Here is a 20740-nt window from a genome sequence, read left to right as displayed (position 1 = left end):
AGGCCAGGCCCGGTCCATCACCGCTGCGACTAGGCCGTGCGCACCTTCGCCATGAAGCCATCGACGGCCTGCTGCAGCAGGCTCGACTGGCTGTCGAGCTCACGTGCGCTTGACAGCACCTCGGCGGCAGCCATGCCTGTCGCTTCCGCCGCCTTGGTCACGCCGCCGATGTGCGCGCTGATCTCGTTCGAGCCGGCGGCGACCGACTGGATGTTGCGCGCGATCTCGCGCGTCGCGTCGCCCTGCTGGGCGATCGAGGTCGAGATCGAATTGGTGATCTCGCTCATCTGCGCGATGGTCTGGGTGATGCCGCTGATGGCGGTGACCGCATCCTGGGTCGAGGTCTGCATCGCCGCGACCTGCGCCGAAATCTCCTCGGTCGCCTTCGCCGTCTGGTTGGCGAGTGCCTTCACCTCCGAGGCGACGACGGCAAAGCCCTTCCCGGACTCGCCGGCGCGCGCGGCTTCGATGGTGGCGTTCAGCGCCAGCAGGTTGGTCTGCGCCGCGATCGAGTGGATCAGCTTGACGACCTCGCCGATCTTCTCGGCGCCGGTCGACAGCACCTGAACGGTGGCATTGGTGCGCTCCGCGTCGCCCACGGCTTTGCTCGCAATCTCGCTGGAACGGGCGACCTGGCGCGAAATCTCATTGACCGAGCTCGACAGCTCTTCGGCCGCGGCCGCGACCGTGCCGACATTGTCATTGGCGCTCTGGGTGGCGGCGCTGACGGTCGAGGCGCGCGAGCTGGCATCGCTCGCGGTCGAGGTCATCGATTGCGCGGTGTGCTGCATGCCCTCGGCCGCCGACGCCACCGAGCGGACGATGCCGTTGACGCTGCGCTCGAAGTCGGCGGCCAAATTCTGCATGGCCGCGGTCCGCTCGGCGGCCGCACGCTGCTGGGTGGCGGCCTCGGCCTGCTCGAGCTCGCGCATCCGCAGCGCGTTGTCCTTGAAGATCTGGACAGTGGAGGCCATCCCGCCGATCTCGTCGCCGCGGCCGACACCGGGAATCTCGCCCTCGAGCCGGCCATCGGCGATCTCGCGCATGCGGACGCCGAGACGATCGAGCGGCACGCTGATGCTGCGGCTGATCAGCCAGGCGATCCCGCCGGCGACGACCGCGATGCCTGCGCAGGCCATCCAGATCAGCCATTTCAGCGGCTTCATCTTCGCGTCGAGATCGTCGACATAGACGCCGGTGCCCACGAACGTATTCCAACCGGGAATCATCACGGCATAGGAGATCTTGCGGGTCGGCTGCTCCTGGCCGGGGCGCAGGTATTCGTAGTGCAAGGTGACTTCGCCATCCTTGGCAACGCCGTCGCGCAGCTCGACGACGAGCTTGCGGCCGTTGAGCTCGAAATCGATCACGTTCGAGCCGCGCTGCTTCGGATCCTGGGAAAGCACCACATTGCCGTCCATCGTATAGGCGAACAGATAGCCCGTGCCCTTGTCGAAGGTCATCGTTCTCCCGCGATTGACGAACTCGTCGAGCGCAGCCTCCTTCGTCAATTTGCCGGCTTCGACATCCTTGATGAGGCCGAGGGCCATGTTACGCGCGGTCTCGACGATCGCCCGGCACTGTTCGATGCGGGCATTGACCATCTCCTTTTGCATCAGAGTGCCGGCAAACGTACCGGCCGCGGCAAGGCCCAGCATCGCCACGCCGACGACGATGGCGAGCTTGGGGGCAATCTTCAGGTTGTTCAGCAGCACGCAACGAACTCCGCCCGGTCCCCGATCGACGACCTCGATCTGTCAAGGTGAGCCGCTGGTTAACTGATCAGGCGATGGTTAGAGTTCGGTTGCGAACGCCCTCCGTAGAATCCCGGATCAGCTCGGGGCAACGGCATCCCGGACCGGGACCGCAGCGGAGGCCGGCCGCAACGGCGCGAACTCATCGGCGGTCAGCGTCTCCTTGGCAATCAGGAGCGCGACGCCGCGCTCGAGGTCCGGGCGATGGCTTTCGAGAATCGCCCTGGCACGGGCATCGCCGTCTGCAATCAGATCCCGTACGGCGAGGTCGATCTCGCGCCCGGTCTCCTCCGCCGCCGACACGATCTGATCCTGTGGCTGCAGGAACGACACCTGTGGACGCGGCGCGTAGGTGCGCTGCCCGACGGTCGCATCCATCCCGTATTTGGTGACCATCTCGATCGCGATCTCGGTCGCGCGCTGCAGATCGTCGGCGGCGCCGGTCGAGACATCGCCATCGAAGATCAGCTGCTCGGAAGCCCGCCCGCCCATCAGCACGGCGATGCGGTTCTTCAACTCGCTGACCGCGAGCAGGAAGCGATCCTCGGTCGGGCGCTGCATCGTGTAGCCGAGCGCGCCGACGCCGCGCGGAATGATCGAGACCTTCTGCACCGGATCAACGCCGACGAGATTGGCCGCGACCAGCGCGTGACCCATCTCGTGATAGGCGACACGGCGGCGCTCGGCGGGACTGAGCACGCGGCTCTTCTTCTCGATGCCGGCGACGATGCGCTCGATCGCCATCGTGAAATCGTCGAACGTCACCTCGTGGCCCTTGCGGCGGGTCGCCGCGATCGCGGCCTCGTTGATCAGGTTGGCGAGGTCGGCGCCGGTGAAGCCGGTCGTCAGTGCCGCGACCTTGTCGAGATCGACGCTGTCGGCGACCGTGATCTTGCGGACATGCACCTTGAGGATTGCGAGCCGCCCGCCCCTGTCAGGACGGTCGACCAGCACCTGACGATCGAAGCGGCCGGCGCGCATGAGCGCGGGATCGAGGATCTCCGGCCGGTTTGTCGCGGCGAGCAGGATGACGCCGGAGCTTGGGTCGAAGCCGTCGAGCTCCGCCAGCAATTGATTGAGCGTCTGCTCCTTCTCGTCGTAGCCGCCAAACTGGCCGCCGACGCTTCGGCTGCGGCCAAGCGCGTCGAGCTCATCGATGAAGATGATGCAAGGCGCGGCCTTGCGGGCCTGCTCGAACAAATCGCGCACGCGGGCAGCGCCGACGCCGACGAACATCTCCACGAACTCGGATCCGGAGATCGAGAAGAACGCCACACCCGCTTCGCCCGCTACCGCGCGGGCGAGCAGGGTCTTGCCGGTGCCGGGCGGGCCAACCAGCAGGATGCCCTTGGGCACGTGCGCGCCGAGCCGGCCATAGCTCTTCGGATCCTTCAGGAACTGCACGACCTCCTGCAGCTCGAACTTCGCCTCGTCGACACCGGCGACGTCGGCGAAGGTGACCTTGGTGTCGGTCTCGACATAGACCTTGGCGCGCGACTTGCCGATCGACATCAGACCGCCGAAGCCCTGGCGATCCATCACCTTGCGGCCGAGGAACACCCAGATGAGATAGAACATCAGCGCCGGCACGACCCAGGACAGCAGCGCCTGAATCAGCCCGCCCGAGGGCACGCCGGTCACCGTCACGCCCTTCGCGGCAAGCTTCGCGGCCAGCGGCGGATCGACGCGCGCGGTGATGAACGACGTCTTGCCGTCGGACTGCTTGTCCTTGAACTTGCCCTGGATGGTGTCCTGGCTGACCGACACCTCGGAGATCTTGCCCTGCTCGATCAGCTGCTCGAACTGGCTATAGGGAATCGTCTCGACCGTGTTGTAGGTCGTCAGAAGCCATTGCAGCAGCAGCATGCCGACGGCGGCGAGGAAGATGTAGCCGACGGCGACGGCCTGCTTGCGGGTGTTCGGGTCGGATTCCATGTCGGCGCTCTCGGTCGAGATCGATCACGGCCGGACAGGACGTGATCGAACGGGGTCCCACTCGCGCATAACAGGGCCGGGACCGGGCGGCTTGTCATGGATCAAACGGCGCCGATCCCACGCCGGGCAATCAGCCCGACGGCTGCAACACGATCGACTTGTCCTTAGGCCAGCGCACACGCCAGGCGAAGGCGATATCCTTGGCCTCGCCGGGTCTGGCGTCGATCACCCATTCGACGACACCACGCCGGTCGCGGACGTTGGTCGAGGCCGGCGGCGTGGTCGCAGGAAGCATCTCAACCGTGATCTCCTCGTTCTCGCTGACCGGCAGTTGATCCTGGATCGCGACCTTGATCGGGAATTCATGCGCGTTGCGGACCGTGGTTTTGAAGGCGCGCTCGTCGATCTTCGCCGTCGTCACGATCAGACCGGCCGAACCTTCGTTCCGTTTGACGACACTGCGCTCGACTTTGACCTCGTCGTCGGCCCCGAAGCCGACATGAACGACCTCGTCCTTGCCGGCCGACGCCAATCTGCTGGTGCCGACGAACATGCCGTCGCGATAGATCGAGACCTTGCCCGGCAGCAGCGGCGCCTCCTCGCTCTGCGGGAAGCTCGCTTCGAGATAGGCGGTGGGATCGATGACGGGCGCCGAACGGATCGTCAGTTCGGGCGTGATCGTCGCGGTGGAAATACGCAGGCTCTTCGCGCCATCATTGGCACCGACGCTGACGCGTCCGGGGAGGTGGAAGACGGTCTGAAAGGCGCTGATCTCCGCGACCGTCTGCTGCTCGACGGCCTTGTCCGCGACATCTCCGAACGTCGTCCCTCCGCCAAAGCGAAACTCCTGCCGGCTCTCCATGAGTCCTCGTGCCGCGCTGACGGCCGCCGGCTTCGGCGCTGGCTGTGGCGGCGGCGGATATTGCGCGATGATCGTCCTGAGCTCGGGCGCGCTGCCGCCGCGTCCGGTGCGCACCGTCGAAACCGTGAGCGCGACCTCGGACCAGTCCTCCCCGGTGGCCTGCTGGATCTCGGCGCGTCGCACCAGTTCGAGAGCCGGTTTGCGGTCCTTCGCCGTCGTGTCGAGACGCGCGTCGTAGAGCGGCACCCAGCGGGCATTGCGCACCGCGTAGGTCACGCGCAAGGTCGCCTTGGTCGCTGCCGCAGCCGACAATTCGATCCGCACCTCCAGCTTGCTCGGGGGCTTCGTCGTGAGATTGTCCTGCAGGCGCGCGATCTCGCGATCGATCTCGCGCTGCTTGCGTTCGGCATCACGGATCGCCGCGTCGGCCTGTCCAACCTCGTCCGCAACGGCGGCGAACGCGGCACGCCATTCCGTGATCGGACGCGCCTCGCCCTTTTCGCCGAGCCCGGCCGGCGATGCCTCGGCAAAACGCTCGGCAAATTTCTTGCGCGCCAGGGCCGCGGCGATCGTGCCATCGAGATTGGCGCGCTCGTCCTTCAGCGCTTCGATGCGCTTGTCGATGTCGGGCAGGTTGACGGGCGGCGCCGCACGCGGTGGCTTGGCGTCGACGGTGCCGATCACGAGCTTGGCGCCGGCCTCGCCTTCCACACGAAGCGAGGACGCATCGAGTCCGAGCGGGAAGTCCTTTGCGATCGCCGTCGTGTCACCGGTGGGAAGGTCGAGCGAGATGACCCGGGTCACGGTCGCGCCGTCGGGATACACGGTGACGGCATCGACGGTGGACGTCGCGTCGAGGTTTGCCGCACGACCCGGCGCCGCCGCCAGCGAGGCACCGAGAACGAGAGTTGTCGTAACCAGCCACGTCGTTCGCATTGCCATCGATCTCTCCGTATCCCAGCGCCCCTGAGAACCGGATGAGCCGGTCCCTTGCGGGGCGTTAGACGCCACGAGAGGTCCGCGGGTTCAAATCGTGCGACCGCAAAGCTTGCCGTTGAAATTCCGCCGAGCACAGACGAGCACAGAAAAGGGCAGCACGGCCACGGTGCCGTGCTGCCCCTTTCGGTCGGCCAATTTGGCCCAGCGCGCGAAGAGTTGAGGTCTGGTTGCGAACCGCGAAGGATGTGCGCTCCCTCTCCCAGTTGCGGGGAGGGCTGGGGTGGGGGTGCCTCCTCGATTGAGGCTGCCCGAGTGGAGCAAGCCCCCACCCGGCGCTTCGCGCCGACCTCTCCCGCAAGCGGGAGAGGTGAACCGAGCCAGCGGCTAAGTCGATTCAACCAAGAAGCACCGCGCGCGCTAGCGCGTCATCAGAACGCCAGCGCCTTGGCCTGCTTGACCTGCGGCAATGCCTGGATCTTGGCGAGCAGATCCGCCGGCACCGCACCGTCGACCTCGACCAGCGCGATCGCGTCGCTTCCCGGCGCGACACGGCCGAGATGGAAGGTCGCGATGTTGATCTTCGCGTCGCCGAGGAGGCTTGCGAACTTGCCGATGAAGCCCGGCTTATCCTCGTTGGTGACGTAGATCATCGACTTGCCGAACTCGGCGTCGACACGGATCCCCTTGATGTCGACGAGGCGCGGCTTGCCGTCGGCGTAGACCGTGCCCGATACCGCGCGCTCCTGATGCTCGGTGGTGACCGCGACCGTGATCAGGCTCTCATAGTCGCTCTCGCCGGCGCGCAGCACCTCGTCGACGATCATGCCGCGCTCCTTGGCGATCACCGGCGCCGACACGACGTTGACCTCGCCCAGCATCGGCCGCAGCAGCCCGGCCAGCACCGCCGAGGTCAGCGCTCGGGTCTTCATCTCGGCGACGTGGCCTTCATAGGTGATCTGGATCTTGGTGATGCTGCTTTCGGTGAGCTGGCCCGCGAACGAGCCGAGTTTCTCGGCGAGTGCGATGAATGGCTTCAGCTTGGGCGCTTCTTCCGCGGTGATCGACGGGAAGTTGATCGCGTTCGAGATCGCGCCGGTGAGCAGGTAGTCCGACATCTGCTCGGCGATCTGCAGCGCGACGTTCTCCTGCGCTTCCGTGGTCGAGGCGCCGAGATGCGGCGTGCAGATCACGTTGGCATGACCGAACAGCGGATTGCTGGTCGCCGGCTCCTCGGCGAACACGTCGAGGGCCGCGCCCGCGACATGCTTGGAGTTGAGCGCCTCCAGCAGCGCCTGCTCGTCGACCAGGCCGCCGCGCGCGCAATTGATGATGCGCACGCCCTGCTTCATCTTGGCGATCGCCGCGGCATCGATGATGTTGCGGGTCTTGTCGGTGAGCGGCGTATGCAACGTGATGAAGTCGGCGCGCTTCAGCAGCTCCTCGAGCTCGACCTTCTCGACGCCGAGATCGAGGGCGCGCTCCTCGGTGAGGAACGGATCGAAGCCGATCACCTTCATGCGCAGGCCCTGCGCGCGATCGCAGACGATCGAGCCGATATTGCCGCAGCCGATCACGCCCAGCGTCTTGCCGGTGATCTCGACGCCCATGAAGCGGTTCTTCTCCCACTTGCCGGCCTGGGTCGAGGCGTCCGCCTGCGGAATCTCGCGCGCCAGCGACAGCATCATCGTGATCGCGTGCTCGGCGGTCGTGATCGAATTGCCGAACGGCGTATTCATCACGATGATGCCCTTGGCGGTCGCCGCGGGGATTTCGACATTGTCGACCCCGATGCCGGCGCGGCCGATCACCTTGAGCCGCTTGGCACGCTCGATGATCTTGGCCGTGGCCTTGGTCGCGGAGCGGATCGCAAGGCCGTCATAGTCGCCGATGATGTCGGCGAGCTTGTCCTTGTCCTTGCCGAGATTGGGCTGGAAGTCGACCTCGATGCCGCGATCCTTGAAGATCTGCACGGCGGCCGGGGAAAGTGCGTCGGAAATGAGAACTTTGGGTTTGGACATGACGATGTTCCTTCACGCCTCTCGCGAGAGAGGGACAGCGCATCGGCGCCGGAATGGGTGGAAGCAATCGAATCGTAGGGTGGGCCAAGCGCAGCGTGCCCACCGTCTTTCGCGTCGGTTGACGTTGATGGTGGGCACGGCGCTTCGCGCCTTTGCCCACCCTACGCGTCTTGAATTTCGTCATTGCGAGGAGCGGAGCGACGAAGCAATCCAGACTTTCTTCGTGGCCCTGGATTGCTTCGCTGCGCTCGCAATGACGGCACGAAGAGCGTGCGTCACGCCGCCTTCGGCAGCGCGGCCTTGGCTTCGGCGAACGCCCAGTCGATCCACTGCGTCAGCAGCGCGACGTCGTTGGCCTCCACCGTGGCGCCGCACCAGATGCGCAGGCCGGCCGGCGCATCGCGATAATGCGCGAAGTCGAAGCCTGCATTCTCCTTCTCGACCAGCGACACGAGCTTCTTGGCGAACTCCGCCTGGGCATCGGCCGACAGCGATGTGATCGCGGGATCGACGACCTTGAGGCACACCGAGGTGTTGGAGCGGATGGCGGGATCCTGGGCGAGAAAGTCGATCCACGGCGTCCGCGCCTTCCAGTCGGCGAGGACCTTGGTGTTGGCGTCGGCGCGGGCGATCAGCGCCCTGAGGCCGCCGATCGACTTGCCCCAGTTCAGCGCGTCCAGATAGTCCTCGACGCACAGCATCGAGGGCGTGTTGATGGTCTCGCCCTCGAAAATGCCGGCGTTGAGCTTGCCGCCCTTGGTGAGGCGGAAGATCTTCGGCAGCGGCCAGGCTGGCTTGTAGGTCTCGAGACGCGCCACCGCGCGCGGCGAGAGGATGAGCATGCCATGCGCGGCCTCGCCGCCGAGCGCCTTCTGCCAGGAGAACGTGACGACGTCGAGCTTCGGCCAATCGAGGGCTTGCGCGAATGCGGCCGAGGTGGCGTCGCAGATCGTCAGGCCTTCCCGGCTCGCGCTGATCCAGTCGGCATTCGGCACGCGCACGCCTGACGTGGTGCCGTTCCAGGTGAAGACGACGTCACTGGCCGGATCGACCTTGGACAGATCCGGGATCTCGCCATAGCCGGCGTGCAGCTTGGTGACATCCTTGAGCTTGAGCTCCTTGACGATGTCGCTGACCCAGCCCTCACCGAAGGATTCCCAGGCGATCGTGGTGACAGGCCGCGCACCGAGCAGCGACCACAGCGCCATCTCGACCGCGCCGGTGTCGGACGCGGGCACGATGCCGATCTTGTAGTCGGCGGGCACTTCGAGGACGTCGCGCGTCAGCTCGATGGCCTGCTTGAGCTTCGCCTTGCCAATCTTCGCGCGATGCGAGCGGCCGAGGGGAGCGTCTTTGAGATTTTCGGAGGTCCATCCGGGGCGCTTGGCGCAGGGGCCGGAGGAGAAGTGCGGCACGGCAGGCCGCTGCGAGGGTTTCGCTGCAGTCATCGTCTATCCTTCCAGATAGTAAGCCTCCCGTTGGGGGGAGGTGTCCCGCCGGCGTGAATACGGTAAGGGTCGTTCCGCGTCAAGGAACTTCGCGCGCCTTCTGTCTGCGTTCACGCGGTCGTGCTGGCATGCAAGCGAATGCAATTCATTCCGGCGCGGCGCCGACCGGTGCCTGACCAGCCGGCGGACGATGCAGGAAGGTCATCGAGCCGTAGGCGCCGATCCAGGAGCCGACCGCCGCGAATGCGACGTAGATCCAGTTCTCCGTGTAGCTGATCACCGCGAATGACGACAGCATGTACCAGATCGAGCTCCAGGTCGCCGCTGACAACCGTCGCTTGGCAACGACCGCCGACGTGAACATGACGTAGACCGCGTCGGTGGCAGCCGTCGCCAGCACGACACCGAAGGCCGTCAGTGGATTGATCGCCGACATCGTCCTCTCCTCTTCGTTGTACTGCACCATGCGACGTCATTGTTTCGTCGAACGCATCCGTGCACAATGACGCGATCTGCACGCGCCGAACAACAAGGATAGAAGAATGGAACGCGTCCGTCTCGGGAGGAGCCCGCTCGACATCACCCGACTCGGCCTCGGGACGGCGCCGCTCGGCGGTCTTTTCGAGCCGGTCAGCGACGGCGATGCCGAAGCCACGATCGCCGCGGCGTGGGCGCGCGGCGTGCGCTTCTACGACACCGCGCCGCTCTACGGCTTCGGCCTCGCCGAGCAGAGGCTCGGTGCATTTCTGCGCCGGCAGCCGCGCGACAGCTATGTGATCTCGACCAAGGCCGGCCGGCTGCTGCGGCCGGACCCGACCGCCTCGGGCGAAGATCCGCACTACAAGGGCACGCCGCCGCTGCGGCCGCGGTTCGATTACTCCTATGACGGCGTAATGCGTTCGGTCGAGGAGAGCCTGGTCCGGCTCGGCCTCGATCGCATCGACATCCTGCTCGTGCATGATCCCGACGATCACTATGACGAGGCTGTGGCCGGCGCCTTTCGCGCGCTGCAGCGGCTGCGCGACGACGGCAGCATCCAGGCGATCGGCGCCGGCATGAACCAGTCGGAGATGCTGACGCGCTTTGCGCAGGCCGTTCCGGTCGACTGCTTTCTCCTGGCGGGCCGTTACACGCTGCTCGACCAGGGCGCGCTGACGACGCTCTTTCCGATCTGCCGCGAGAACAACATCGCCATCATTCTCGGCGGCATCTACAACAGCGGCATTCTCGCCAACCCTCACGGGCCGGCGAAGTTCAACTACGAAGATGCCGATGCCGCGCTGGTGGCGCGGGCGCGCCAGCTCGATGCGCTGTGCAGACAGCACGGCACCGAGCTCAAGGCTGCCGCGATCCAGTTCTGCCTGGCCCATCCCGCCGTGACCGTCGGCCTGCAGGGCGCCCGCAATGCGCAGGAGGCGGCCGACAACATCGCGATGGCGCAAGCTCCGATCCCGCCCGCCTTCTGGCGCGACCTGCGTGCCAGCAATCTCGTCGATGCCCGGGCGCCGCTGCCGGGAGACGCGCCATGAGCCGTGCCATCGATGCGCATCAGCACTTCTGGGATCCCGGTCGCGCCGACTATCCGTGGATGGCCGGCGACGCGCTGGCGCCGATCCGCCGTCCGTTCGGTCCCGCCGACCTCGCCCCGCTGCTGGCCGAGAACGCTCTCGACGCCAGCATCCTGGTGCAGACCCGCTCGTCGCTCGACGAGACCGAGGAATTCCTGCGCATCGCCCATGCGACGCCATTCGTCGGCGGGGTCGTCGGCTGGGTCGACCTGACCGATCCGTCGGTAGGGTCGACGATCGACCGGCTGCGCGGCCTGCCCGGCGGCGACAGGCTGGTCGGCATCCGCCACCAGGTCCATGACGAGGCAGATCCGGCGTGGATCTTTCGCGGCGACGTCAGGCGCGGCCTCGACAGCGTGTTCGCGCACGACTTGACGTACGATCTGCTGGTGCGCACGCGAGAGCTGCCAGCGGCGATTGCGACGGTGCGCGCCTTTCCAAGAGCGCGCTTCGTGCTGGACCACGCCGCCAAGCCGCCGATCGCAACCGGCTTCGATCAGGACTGGGCCGATCGCATCGCCGAGCTCGCGGCTTGCGGCAATGTCTGGTGCAAGGTGTCGGGGCTCGCCACGGAAGCCGTCTGGACCGACTGGGACGCGGAGCGGCTGCAGCCCTACGTGACACATGTGGCGCGCTGTTTCGGCGCCGACAGGCTGATCTTCGGCTCGGACTGGCCGGTCTGCCTGCTCGCCGGCAGCTACCGTGAAATCAAGCAGGCGCTCGAGCGCTGCCTGACACAGCTCGGCTCGGACATCCGTGACAAGGCGTTCGGCCCGAACGCCGTCGCGGCCTACCGCCTGCCGCGCTGATCAGAACCGCATCACCATGCCGACATGGCTCTTGGCGAAGCCGAGCCGCCCGTAGAAGCGTTGCGCGTCGGTGCGGCTTTGATGCGTCATCAGCTCGACCAGATTGCAGCGCTGCTTGCGCGCCTCGGCGATCGCCCATTGCAGCAGCTGCTCGCCGATGCCGCGGCTGCGGCGGTCGGTGGCGACCCGAACATCCTCGACCAGCGCGCGCGACGCGCCTTGCGAGCTGAGCCCGGGCAGGATGCAGAGTTGCAGGCAGCCGACCACCCGGCCCGCCTCCTCGGCAACGATCAGGGTGATGTTCCCATCCCGCGCGATCGTCTCGAACGCGTCGTAGTAGGACTGCGGCAACGGCTGCTCGAGGCGCTCGCGCGCCCGGCCGAGATGATCGTCGGCGAGCATGGCGACAATGGCAGCGACGTCGTCGCGCTGCGCAGGACGGATGCTGACGGACATCGGCATACAGGACAGGCTTGCAATCAGCTCAGAACTTGTAGCCGAGGCCCGCGCGCACCGTATTGATGCTGGTGTCGACCGTCGAGGTGAAGCGGACGTATTCGTATTCGGCCCGCGCAAACAGGCCGCCGACCAGATTGACGTCGACGCCGAGACCGGCGCTGTAGCCGTAGATCAGGTGATTGTGCTGAAGGTTGTTGGCGCTGAGCGGCGCAAGCGGCGTGTAGGTGCCGAGAAATGTCGTGCTGACCCGGTCCTGAACCGTCACGGACTGGCCGATATCTGCGTTGCCGAGTGCAAGGCCGAAAAATGCGTAGGGCAGGAAGCAACCCATCGCATAGCCGGCACGACCGCGGATCGTCGCCATGTCGGTGATCGAGATCTGCGAGGACTGCGTCGACGTCACGGCGTGGAAGTTGCCGTCGGTCAGTGCGGCCGTGCTGACGAGCGTGCGGCTCGAAGAGGCCATGCCGCCGTATTTGCCGTGCAGATAGCTCGCCTCGACGCCGAGCACGACGTCGTCCCACTGACTGTTGTAGCCGACGAAGGCGCCGAAGCCCGATGCGCGCGAGGATTGCTTGCCGAGATTCGGGTTCCAGGACGATACCTGCATCTGGCTCTCGATCAGCGTGTTGGCCAACACCGCCGCCGTCATGTTCTTGGTCGAGCCGTTGAAATTCTCATCGGACGAGCCGTAGCCGCCCTGGACGCCCACATAGTAACCGTCCCAGTTGACCCGCGAATTGTTCAGGCCCTCGGTCAGGCCACCGCGCAGGATCGGAAGGTCGGACAAGTCCGCGGCCTGGGCCGCGGAGACCATGCCGCACACCGAAACCGCCACCACCAGGCTACGCATCGCAACGCTCCAATCAGCACTTGACTCTCTGTTCCGATCATCGCGCGTTAACCTTAATCATTCGTTGTCGCAGCGCTCTGCACGGAAATTCTTTCAGCGAAAGCGCGCGCTTCGCCCGATCAGAAACGCGAAACGGCGCGGGAGGCCCGCGCCGTTCGTTCGATTTGCAGTGAGGGCGAGCGCTCGATTCAGCCCTTGCGGATCAGCGCCGGCATCGGCGGCGGCGGAGGATTGTCGAAATTCCAGCGCACGCCGAGCTTCAGGTCGTGCGAGGTGATGTCCTTGAACTTGAAGACGTTGCCGGTGGTGTTGCCGACGTAGTCGGATAGTACACCGGTCTGCCCGTGACCGAGATCGACGTAGCTGTAGGCCAGCTCCAGCACCAGGTTCGGATTGACGTTGTAAGCCAGACCGGCATGGGCCGCCCATGCGAAATTCCATTTCGAGGAGGTCGGCGCCGTCGCGAAGCTCGTGGTCGTGAACGGCAGGTTGTTGATGCCCGTGTCGGTGAAATTCGAAATCGTCACCCGCGCACCACCGACACCCGCGCCGATGAACGGCGTCACGCACCACCAGGTGCCGAGATCGACATAGGCGTTGGCGAGCACCAGCCATTCGGACTTGCTGCCGCTGTAATTGTCGATGCCGCTGTAGGGCACGCCGCCCGCCGTTGCATTGAAGCGGTCGGTGGCCTTGAAGTTCGCATTGCCGCGATACTGGCCGGTGACGTCGGCGCGGAACCAACTGTTGAAGCGATAGCCGACGCCAACGCCGTAGATGCCCGCGGTATCGAACGCCGAGGTCTGGTTGAAGGACGTCATCGGCGTGTAGGCGGATTCGCGCGAGTAATGGACGTCCTTGACCTTCTGATTGCTGAAACCGATGTCGCCGCGCAGATACCAGCCACCGAAATCGGCCGCCGGCGGCGGCGCGTAGACCGGAGGGGGCATGATGGGCATGTCGGCAGCGAAGACCGAAGTGGAAAACAGAGTGGCCGCTCCGGCGGCGATCAGAAACTTAACGCTACGCATTTTTTCGTCCCTTTGGCCGGTGAAGCAATCGGAGAATTGCTTCCACATCACGCTGATGCCACACTATCACGCCAAATGCTTAAGCAGCGCTTAACCCTAATAATTAAGGTTGATTTTTCATGAGCGCGCGGAGTCGTTAACGGCCAAGCAACCCCTCCTAACAATTCGTTAGCGACAATTTTGACCGCAGGATGAAGAACAACTAATTAGTTGAGTCCCATCTCAATCGGTCGCAGCCAAGGCGCTGGCGCGCAGGCGATCGCGTCCGGCAGTCCGACGCGCCCTGCTCGATCAGGCACATCCGCTCCCATCAGCTTGCGAACAGAGAAGGGACCAACAAAAAGGCCTGCCATCCGACGTCGATGGCAGGCCGCAGAGATTGATAAATTCCCGTCCGCGATCAAGCAGCAGCCGCAGCGTTGCCGACGGCAGCGACGATCTCGTCGACGACCTCCTCGACCAGATCGCGGTCGTCACCCTCGCCCATCACGCGGATCACCGGCTCGGTTCCGGAGGAGCGCACGAGCAGTCGGCCATGGCCGTTGAGGCGCTTCTGTCCGGTGTCGATCGCCGACTTCACCTCGTCCGCGTCGAGCGGCTTGCCGCTGCGATAGCGGACGTTCTTGAGAATCTGCGGCAGCGGGTCGAAGCGATGGCAGACCTCGGAGACCGGACGGCGCAGCCTCTGCACCGTCGCCAGCACCTGCAGCGCCGCGACGAAGCCGTCGCCCGTCGTCGCGTAATCCGAGAGAATGATATGGCCCGACTGCTCACCGCCGAGATTGTAGCCGTCGGCCAGCATGCGCTCGAGCACATAGCGGTCGCCGACCGGCGTGCGCACCAGCTCGAGCCCCTGCCCCTGCAGGAAGCGCTCGAGGCCGAGATTGGACATCACCGTCGCGACGATACCGGCGCGCGCCAAGCGGCCGTCTTCCTTCCAGCTCTGCGCGATGACCGCGAGCAGCTGATCGCCATCGACGATGTGGCCGCGCTCGTCGACCAGGATCACGCGATCCGCGTCGCCGTCGAGCGCGATGCCGATGTCGGCGCGCATTTCCCGTACCTTCCGGCACAGTGCCTCCGGCGAGGTCGAGCCGCATTCCTTGTTGATGTTGAAGCCGTCCGGTTCCACGCCGATCGAGATCACGTCGGCGCCGAGCTCCCACAGCGCCTCGGGCACGACCTTGTAGGCCGCGCCGTTGGCGCAATCGACCACCACGCGCAGGCCGTCGAGCGAGAGGTCGCGCGGCAGCGTGCGCTTGGCGAATTCGATGTAGCGATCGTGCACGCCGTCGATGCGGCGGGCGCGGCCGAGGCTCGCGCTCTGCGCCAGCTTCTTGTCGAGCGATTCATCGAGCAGTTGCTCGATCTGCCTCTCGACATCGTCGGACAGCTTGAAACCCTGCGGCCCGAACAGCTTGATGCCGTTGTCCTCGAACAGATTGTGCGAGGCCGAGATCATGACGCCGAGATCGGCGCGCATCGACTTGGTGAGCATGGCGACCGCGGGCGTCGGCATCGGGCCGACCAGCAGCACGTCCATGCCGACCGAGGTGAAGCCGGCCACCATGGCGTATTCGATCATGTACCCGGAAAGGCGTGTATCCTTGCCGATCACCACCCGGTGGCGATGCTCGCCGCGCTGGAACAGAAGACCTGCGGCCTGCCCGACCTTGAGCGCGAGTTCCGGCGTGATCAGGCCGTTGGCGCGGCCACGAATCCCATCGGTCCCGAAATAGTTACGGCTCATATGACCCCCAGCAACGGCTTCTGGATTTCGTTACCGGCGAGCGCGAATCACAGGACCCGCCCTGCCGGTCAGCCCGCGGGTTATAGTCGCCTTAAGGCTAAGATGGCTTCAAAAAATGTGATGAATCATTACCACGAAACCGCCATGACCTCTGTAAGCCGTTGTTAAGACTAATTTTTCATTCGACCTGACGGCTCTGGAGGGCTCACCCGTCGGAGCCCCGCCGCAGCAGGAAGGTGCTCGCTCCGGCAGCCCTGACGTCATGTTGTTGCGGGACGCTCGCAGTTCGCCCTGCTTTGCCCAGACGCCGTGGCGGTTCCCAAGTTGGATTTGGCAGCCGCCGCAAAGATGCTAGATGACTGCCCCAGCCCTAAGAAACGAGACGCCGGTGGGGAGCCGAAGACCGCGATGAAACACGTCACCTGCATTGAAGACCTGCGCCTGCTGCACAAGCGCCGCGTGCCCAAAGCCTTCTTCGACTACGCCGATCGTGGCTCCTATGCCGAGGAGACGCTGCGCGCCAATCGCGAGGATCTGCAGAAGATCAAGTTCCGCCAGCGCATCCTGGTCGACGTCTCCAAGCGCGATCTGTCGACGACGATCCTCGGCGAGCCCTCGTCGATGCCGCTGATCCTGGCGCCGGTCGGCCTCCTGGGCATGCAGCACGGCGACGGCGAGATTCACGCCTGCCGCGCGGCGCAGGCCGCCGGCATCCCGTTCACGCAGAGCACGATGTCGATCTGCTCGATCGAGGACATCGCGGGCAGCGTCGAGAAGCCGTTCTGGTTCCAGCTCTACGTCATGAAGGACCGCGGCTTCATCAAGGCCCTGGTCGAGCGCGCGATCGCTGCGAAGTGCAGCGCACTATGCCTGACCGTCGACCTGCAGGTGATCGGCCAGCGCCACCAGGACATCAAGAACGGCATGAGCGTGCCGCCGGAATGGACGCTGTCGAAGCTGTTCGACTTCGCCACCAAGCCGGCCTGGGTGCAGGGCGTGCTGCAGGGCAAGCGCCGCACCTTCGGCAACATCGCCGGCCACGTGAAGAACACCGAGGATCTCACCAAGCTCTCGGCCTGGACCGCCGCGCAGTTCGACACCTCGCTGAACTGGAAGGACGTCGACTGGATCCGCTCGATCTGGCCGGGCAAGCTGATCATCAAAGGCATCCACGACATCGAGGACGCCAAGCTCGCGGTCGAGACCGGCGCGCAGGCGATGGTCGTCTCCAACCATGGCGGCCGCCAGCTCGACGGCGCGCCGTCCTCGATCCACGTCCTGCCCGGCATCGCGGAAGCGGTCGGCGACAAGATCGAGATCATGTTCGATGGCGGCATCCGCTCCGGCCAGGACGTGATGCGTGCGCTCGCGCTCGGTGCCAAATCCTGCATGCTCGGCCGCGCCTATGCCTACGGCCTCGGCGCCGGCGGCCAGGCCGGAGTCGCCAAGGCCATCGACATCATCCGCAACGAGCTCTTGACGACGATGGGCCTGTGCGGCGTCAACACGGTGGCCGAGATCGACCGGAAGGTGCTGGCGGATTAGCTCGAGAATCGGCGAGCAAGGTGCTCGGACTAATCAGCTTACGCGCCCCCGACTTCCACCATGCAAAAGCTGTCGTCCCGGACAAGCCGTGACGCGCGTCACCGCGGCGCGGCGCTGATCCGGGACCCATACTCCGCGGCCGTCGTGTTGGGCAAAAGCCCAATTGCCACTGCGCCCTAAACTCCTCCCTGGGGGTATGGGTCCCTGCGTTCGCAGGAACGACACCGGCAACGGAGACGCAGTTGAGCACACAGAGAAAGGCAGGTCACATCGGCGGCGTCAGCCCATCGCGGCCGACGCTGACGCGGCTGGTCTCGAGCGAACCGTCAGGCAATTGCTTGACGGTGGCGATCACCTTGGCGCCGGCTTTCAGCTCGGACTCGTCGCCGGGCACGAAGGTGACGATCGGCGTGTCCGGCGTAATGTCGACGCGCTTTTCGCCCCCCTTGTACTTGACGAGCAGCGAGTGACCGTCGGTCGAGACCGAGCTTTCGGACACGGTGGCGTTGGTCATGCTCGAGTTCGGCTTCAGGTCCCACGACCGCGAGCCTTCGCCCGTTCCGCGCATGTCCTCGGGAAAAATGTGGATCTCGACCGCCTTCGGCGCGCCATCCGGGCCGGGCACCGTGGTGGCGCCGATGAACGAGCCCAGCTTGATGTCGGAAAGCTGCGCCTTGACGACACCCGAGACGCGCAGATCACCGGCCATGCGCAGCTTGAATATCTCGCCGCTGCGGGCTTTCACCGTCATCGTATTGGCGTCGACGCTTTCGATGGCGCCGCGCACGCGCGTCGGCACCGGCGCCTGCTGGGCGATGGCGAGCGCGGATACAGTCGCAACCATGGCGAGTGAAGCGACGGAACGGAACAGGATGAGACGAGCGGACATGCATGGCTCCGAGGGCGAGAGAAGATCATCCGCGTCCAATGCGGGGCTACGCGGACGCTCGATCAATGAGACGCCGACCATCTGCGCTTATTCCGCGCTCAAGCCCTTGTGAGATCGGCCTCGACCAGCGCGCGCAACTCGGGCGTGACCTGCGGACGGCGGCCGAACCACAATTCGAAGCCACGCACGGCCTGGTGCAGCAGCATGCCGAGTCCATCGGCAGTGCGCAGCCCCCTCGCCCGCGCCGCCGCGAGCAACTGCGTCTCCAGCGGCACGTAGACGATGTCGGCGACGACGGCCTGCTGCGGCAACAGCTCGACGTCGAGCTCGAGCGGCGGCTGACCGTGCATGCCGAGCGAGGTGGTGTTCACGAACAGGCCCGCGCGCGGCAGCAGCGCGCCGACGCGGTCCCAGCCTTCGGCAACGACATGGCTGCCGAACTGATCAGCCAGGGCTTGTGCGCGCGCCGCGGTGCGGTTGATGATGTGGACGCGGCCGATGCCGCGCTCGAGCAGGCCGAACACGACGGCCCGCGCCGAGCCGCCGGAGCCGAGCACCAGCGCCTCGTCGGTGCGGTCCCAGCCTGGGGCAGCGGCGTCCAGATTGCCGATGAAGCCTTCGACGTCGGTGTTGGTGGCCCGCAGGATGTGGTCCTCGTACCAGAGCGTGTTGGCCGCGCCGACGGCGCGGGCACGCGCGTCCGGCTCGCTCAGCTCCAGCACGCGCTCCTTGTGCGGGATCGTGACGTTGGCGCCGACGAAGCCGCGACGGTCGAGATGCATGACGAAGTCCGCCAGCTCTTCCGGCGGCACCGCCTCGATGGTGTAGCCGCCGGCAATGCCGAGCTCGTGCAGCCAATGATGATGGATCAAGGGCGAGCGCGAATGCGCGGCAGGCCAGCCGATCAGGCACGCAGCGCGGGGTTTGGCGGCAAGGGTCATGGCCGTGACATCGGACAAGCCCCGGCTGGAGTCAATGCTGGGGCTCGGCAGTCGCCCCCAGGCGCCATGGCCCAAACGGCGACGCGGCGTTGAGGCCGCGTGTCAGCTCGCGGCGAGCCCATCGGCGACGTCCGCCGGTGCCGTCTCCTTGCCCTTGATGTCGGCCACCGCGCGCTCGATGGTCTCGCGGTAGCGCACCAGCGGCGGCCGCACGCCATGGGTCAGCAGCGCCCGACGCACGGTCGGCGACGCCCCGGTGATGAACAGGCGGATGCCCTGGCGCTTGGCCTTGGCGGCAACGCGGCTCATGGCGTTGGCGGCCGTCGAATCCAAGAACGGCACCGCTGCGAAATCGACCACGAAGGCCTTGCGGCGGTCGGCGATCGAGTCGAGCACGGTGCCGACGGTCGAGGCGGCGCCGAAGAAGAACGCACCGGTGATGCGATAGACCAGCACGTCCTTGTCGGCGCTGAGCTGCGGATTGTACGGCACCCGCGCCTCATCCTCGAAGTCGGCGCGGTCCTTTGCGACCAGAGGCGACCCGTCCTCGACGCCGGTCATCTGCGCCATCCGGTTGATGAACAGCACGGCGCCGAGCGCGAAGCCGACCAGGATGCCCTCGGTGAGATCGCGGAAGACCGTCAGCCCGAAGGTTGCGAGCAGCACCGTGGCATCGCCCCAGGACGATCGGATCAGGGTGGCGAACTCGTGCTTCTCGGCCATGTTCCAGGCGACAACGACGAGCACCGCGGCGAGCGCCGACAGCGGGATGTAGCTCGCCAGCGGCGCCGCGATCAGCATGAACACCAAAAGAAACAGCGAATGCAGCATGCCCGACACCGGTCCGCGGGCGCCGGCGCGAACATTGGTGGCGGTGCGCGCGATGGTGCCGGTGACGCAGATGCCGCCGAACAAGGCCGAGCCGACATTGGCAAAGCCCTGCGCCACCAGCTCGCAGTTGGAGCGATGGCGACGGCCGGTCATGCCGTCGGCGACGACGGCCGACAGCAGCGATTCGATGGCTCCGAGCAGTGCGAAGGCGATCGCGTCGGGGAACACCGCCTGGACCTTGGCGAGCGAGAACGCCGGCAACGCCGGCGCCGGCAGCTCGCGCGGGATACCGCCGAATTTCGTCCCAATGGTCTCGACCGGAAGCTGCAGCGCGAAGGTGATGATGGCCGCGACCACCACCGCGATCAGGATGCCGGGCCAGGTCGGCCGCAGATGCTTGAGGCCGATGATGATCGCGATCGACAGCGCGGCCGTCACGACCGCAGACATGCTCGCGGTCGGCGCGCCATGCGCGAGCGCCGTGAGCTTCGGAAGCAGCTCGCCCGGCTCCTTGCCCGCAAGCGTGATACCGAACAGATCCTTCAGCTGGCTGGCAAAGATGATGACGGCGATGCCCGCGGTGAAGCCGACTGTGACCGGATAGGGAATGAACTTGATGTAGGTGCCGAGCCGCAGATATCCGGCGATCACCAGCATCACGCCGGACATCATCGTCGCGATCAGCAGGCCATCGAGACCCTGGCGATCGACCGTCGCAGCGACCAGCACGATGAAGGCACCCGCGGGACCGCCGATCTGAAAGCGGCTGCCGCCGAGCAGCGAGACCAGGAAGCCGCCGATCACGGCGGTGTAGAGACCACGCCCCGGCGAGACACCGGAGGCGATCGCGATCGCCATCGACAGCGGCAGCGCCACGATCGCCACCGTCAGGCCCGCCAGCGCGTCGGCGCGAAAGTCGCTGAGGCCGTAGCCCTCGCGCAAGACCGTCAGGAGTTTGGGGGAATAAAGCTCGGCGAAGGTCGGCTCATGATGTCCGACCCGCCCGTGCGAACGGTGTTCGTTTGCGATGCTCATGCCCATCACGCTCCCGTCGCCTCATCGGGCCGCGGCGCAGCCGACGATGCGTCCCACACGAAGCGCCCAGGGG

16 protein-coding genes are annotated in these 20740 nt (G+C 65.8%); 3 read left to right on the top strand and 13 right to left on the bottom strand.

What is annotated here, in order from left to right:
- Positions 1 to 29 precede the first annotated feature (29 nt).
- The 6 genes from QW861_RS33460 to QW861_RS33435 all read right to left on the bottom strand — a co-directional run bounded on the left by QW861_RS33460 (position 30) and on the right by QW861_RS33435 (position 9392).
- Positions 30 to 1715, bottom strand: a complete 1686-nt coding sequence (locus QW861_RS33460) for a methyl-accepting chemotaxis protein (RefSeq protein ID WP_315750075.1) — start codon at positions 1713 to 1715, stop codon at positions 30 to 32.
- A 117-nt stretch (positions 1716 to 1832) separates the two neighbouring features.
- Complete coding sequence (ftsH, locus tag QW861_RS33455) at positions 1833 to 3689, bottom strand: ATP-dependent zinc metalloprotease FtsH (protein WP_316194022.1); 1857 nt, start codon at positions 3687 to 3689, stop codon at positions 1833 to 1835.
- A gap of 130 nt (positions 3690 to 3819) precedes the next feature.
- Complete coding sequence (locus tag QW861_RS33450; protein ID WP_316194024.1) at positions 3820 to 5487, bottom strand: mucoidy inhibitor MuiA family protein; 1668 nt, start codon at positions 5485 to 5487, stop codon at positions 3820 to 3822.
- A gap of 431 nt (positions 5488 to 5918) precedes the next feature.
- A complete protein-coding gene (gene serA / locus QW861_RS33445) occupies positions 5919 to 7508 on the bottom strand; it encodes a phosphoglycerate dehydrogenase (RefSeq protein WP_316169320.1) in 1590 nt (529 codons plus the stop codon).
- Positions 7509 to 7783: 275 nt separating this feature from the next.
- A complete protein-coding gene (locus tag QW861_RS33440) occupies positions 7784 to 8956 on the bottom strand; it encodes a phosphoserine transaminase (RefSeq protein WP_315714128.1) in 1173 nt (390 codons plus the stop codon).
- Between the two features lie 145 nt (positions 8957 to 9101).
- Positions 9102 to 9392, bottom strand: coding sequence for a hypothetical protein (locus QW861_RS33435; RefSeq protein WP_315714383.1), 291 nt, complete (start codon positions 9390 to 9392; stop codon positions 9102 to 9104).
- A 106-nt stretch (positions 9393 to 9498) separates the two neighbouring features.
- Between QW861_RS33435 and QW861_RS33430 the strand changes: the two genes are divergently transcribed.
- Both QW861_RS33430 and QW861_RS33425 read left to right on the top strand, forming a co-directional pair.
- A complete protein-coding gene (locus QW861_RS33430) occupies positions 9499 to 10485 on the top strand; it encodes an aldo/keto reductase (RefSeq protein ID WP_316194021.1) in 987 nt (328 codons plus the stop codon).
- On the top strand, positions 10482 to 11333 hold the full coding sequence (locus QW861_RS33425; RefSeq protein ID WP_316194020.1) for an amidohydrolase family protein: 852 nt from the start codon (positions 10482 to 10484) through the stop codon (positions 11331 to 11333). The genes QW861_RS33430 and QW861_RS33425 overlap by 4 nt, the downstream gene beginning before the upstream one ends.
- Here the strand turns inward: QW861_RS33425 and QW861_RS33420 are convergent, their stop codons facing one another.
- From QW861_RS33420 to glmM, 4 genes are all read right to left on the bottom strand, one after another.
- Positions 11334 to 11789, bottom strand: a complete 456-nt coding sequence (locus QW861_RS33420) for a GNAT family N-acetyltransferase (RefSeq protein WP_315750071.1) — start codon at positions 11787 to 11789, stop codon at positions 11334 to 11336.
- Positions 11790 to 11817: 28 nt separating this feature from the next.
- Positions 11818 to 12645, bottom strand: a complete 828-nt coding sequence (locus tag QW861_RS33415) for an outer membrane protein (RefSeq protein ID WP_315750070.1) — start codon at positions 12643 to 12645, stop codon at positions 11818 to 11820.
- Between the two features lie 188 nt (positions 12646 to 12833).
- Complete coding sequence (locus tag QW861_RS33410; RefSeq protein ID WP_315750069.1) at positions 12834 to 13676, bottom strand: outer membrane protein; 843 nt, start codon at positions 13674 to 13676, stop codon at positions 12834 to 12836.
- A 400-nt stretch (positions 13677 to 14076) separates the two neighbouring features.
- A complete protein-coding gene (gene glmM, locus QW861_RS33405; RefSeq protein WP_316169324.1) occupies positions 14077 to 15426 on the bottom strand; it encodes a phosphoglucosamine mutase in 1350 nt (449 codons plus the stop codon).
- Positions 15427 to 15834: 408 nt separating this feature from the next.
- Between glmM and QW861_RS33400 the strand changes: the two genes are divergently transcribed.
- Positions 15835 to 16971, top strand: coding sequence for an alpha-hydroxy acid oxidase (locus tag QW861_RS33400; RefSeq protein ID WP_315714121.1), 1137 nt, complete (start codon positions 15835 to 15837; stop codon positions 16969 to 16971).
- 265 nt (positions 16972 to 17236) lie between these two features.
- Here the strand turns inward: QW861_RS33400 and QW861_RS33395 are convergent, their stop codons facing one another.
- From QW861_RS33395 to QW861_RS33385, 3 genes are all read right to left on the bottom strand, one after another.
- Entirely contained in the window at positions 17237 to 17815 is a 579-nt protein-coding gene (locus QW861_RS33395) for a hypothetical protein (RefSeq protein WP_410051253.1), read from the bottom strand.
- Between the two features lie 143 nt (positions 17816 to 17958).
- Positions 17959 to 18801, bottom strand: a complete 843-nt coding sequence (locus tag QW861_RS33390; RefSeq protein ID WP_316194019.1) for a shikimate dehydrogenase — start codon at positions 18799 to 18801, stop codon at positions 17959 to 17961.
- A gap of 102 nt (positions 18802 to 18903) precedes the next feature.
- Positions 18904 to 20667 (bottom strand): SulP family inorganic anion transporter, encoded by a 1764-nt coding sequence (locus QW861_RS33385; protein WP_316194018.1) that lies wholly within the window; start codon positions 20665 to 20667, stop codon positions 18904 to 18906.
- Positions 20668 to 20740 lie beyond the last annotated feature (73 nt).

It is taken from the genome of Bradyrhizobium sp. SZCCHNRI1029 (genome assembly GCF_032487555.1).
In the GTDB taxonomy this organism is placed as follows: Bacteria; Pseudomonadota; Alphaproteobacteria; order Rhizobiales; family Xanthobacteraceae; genus Bradyrhizobium.
Note: the sequence above shows the minus strand (reverse complement) of the source record. Positions and strands in the feature narration are given on the sequence as shown.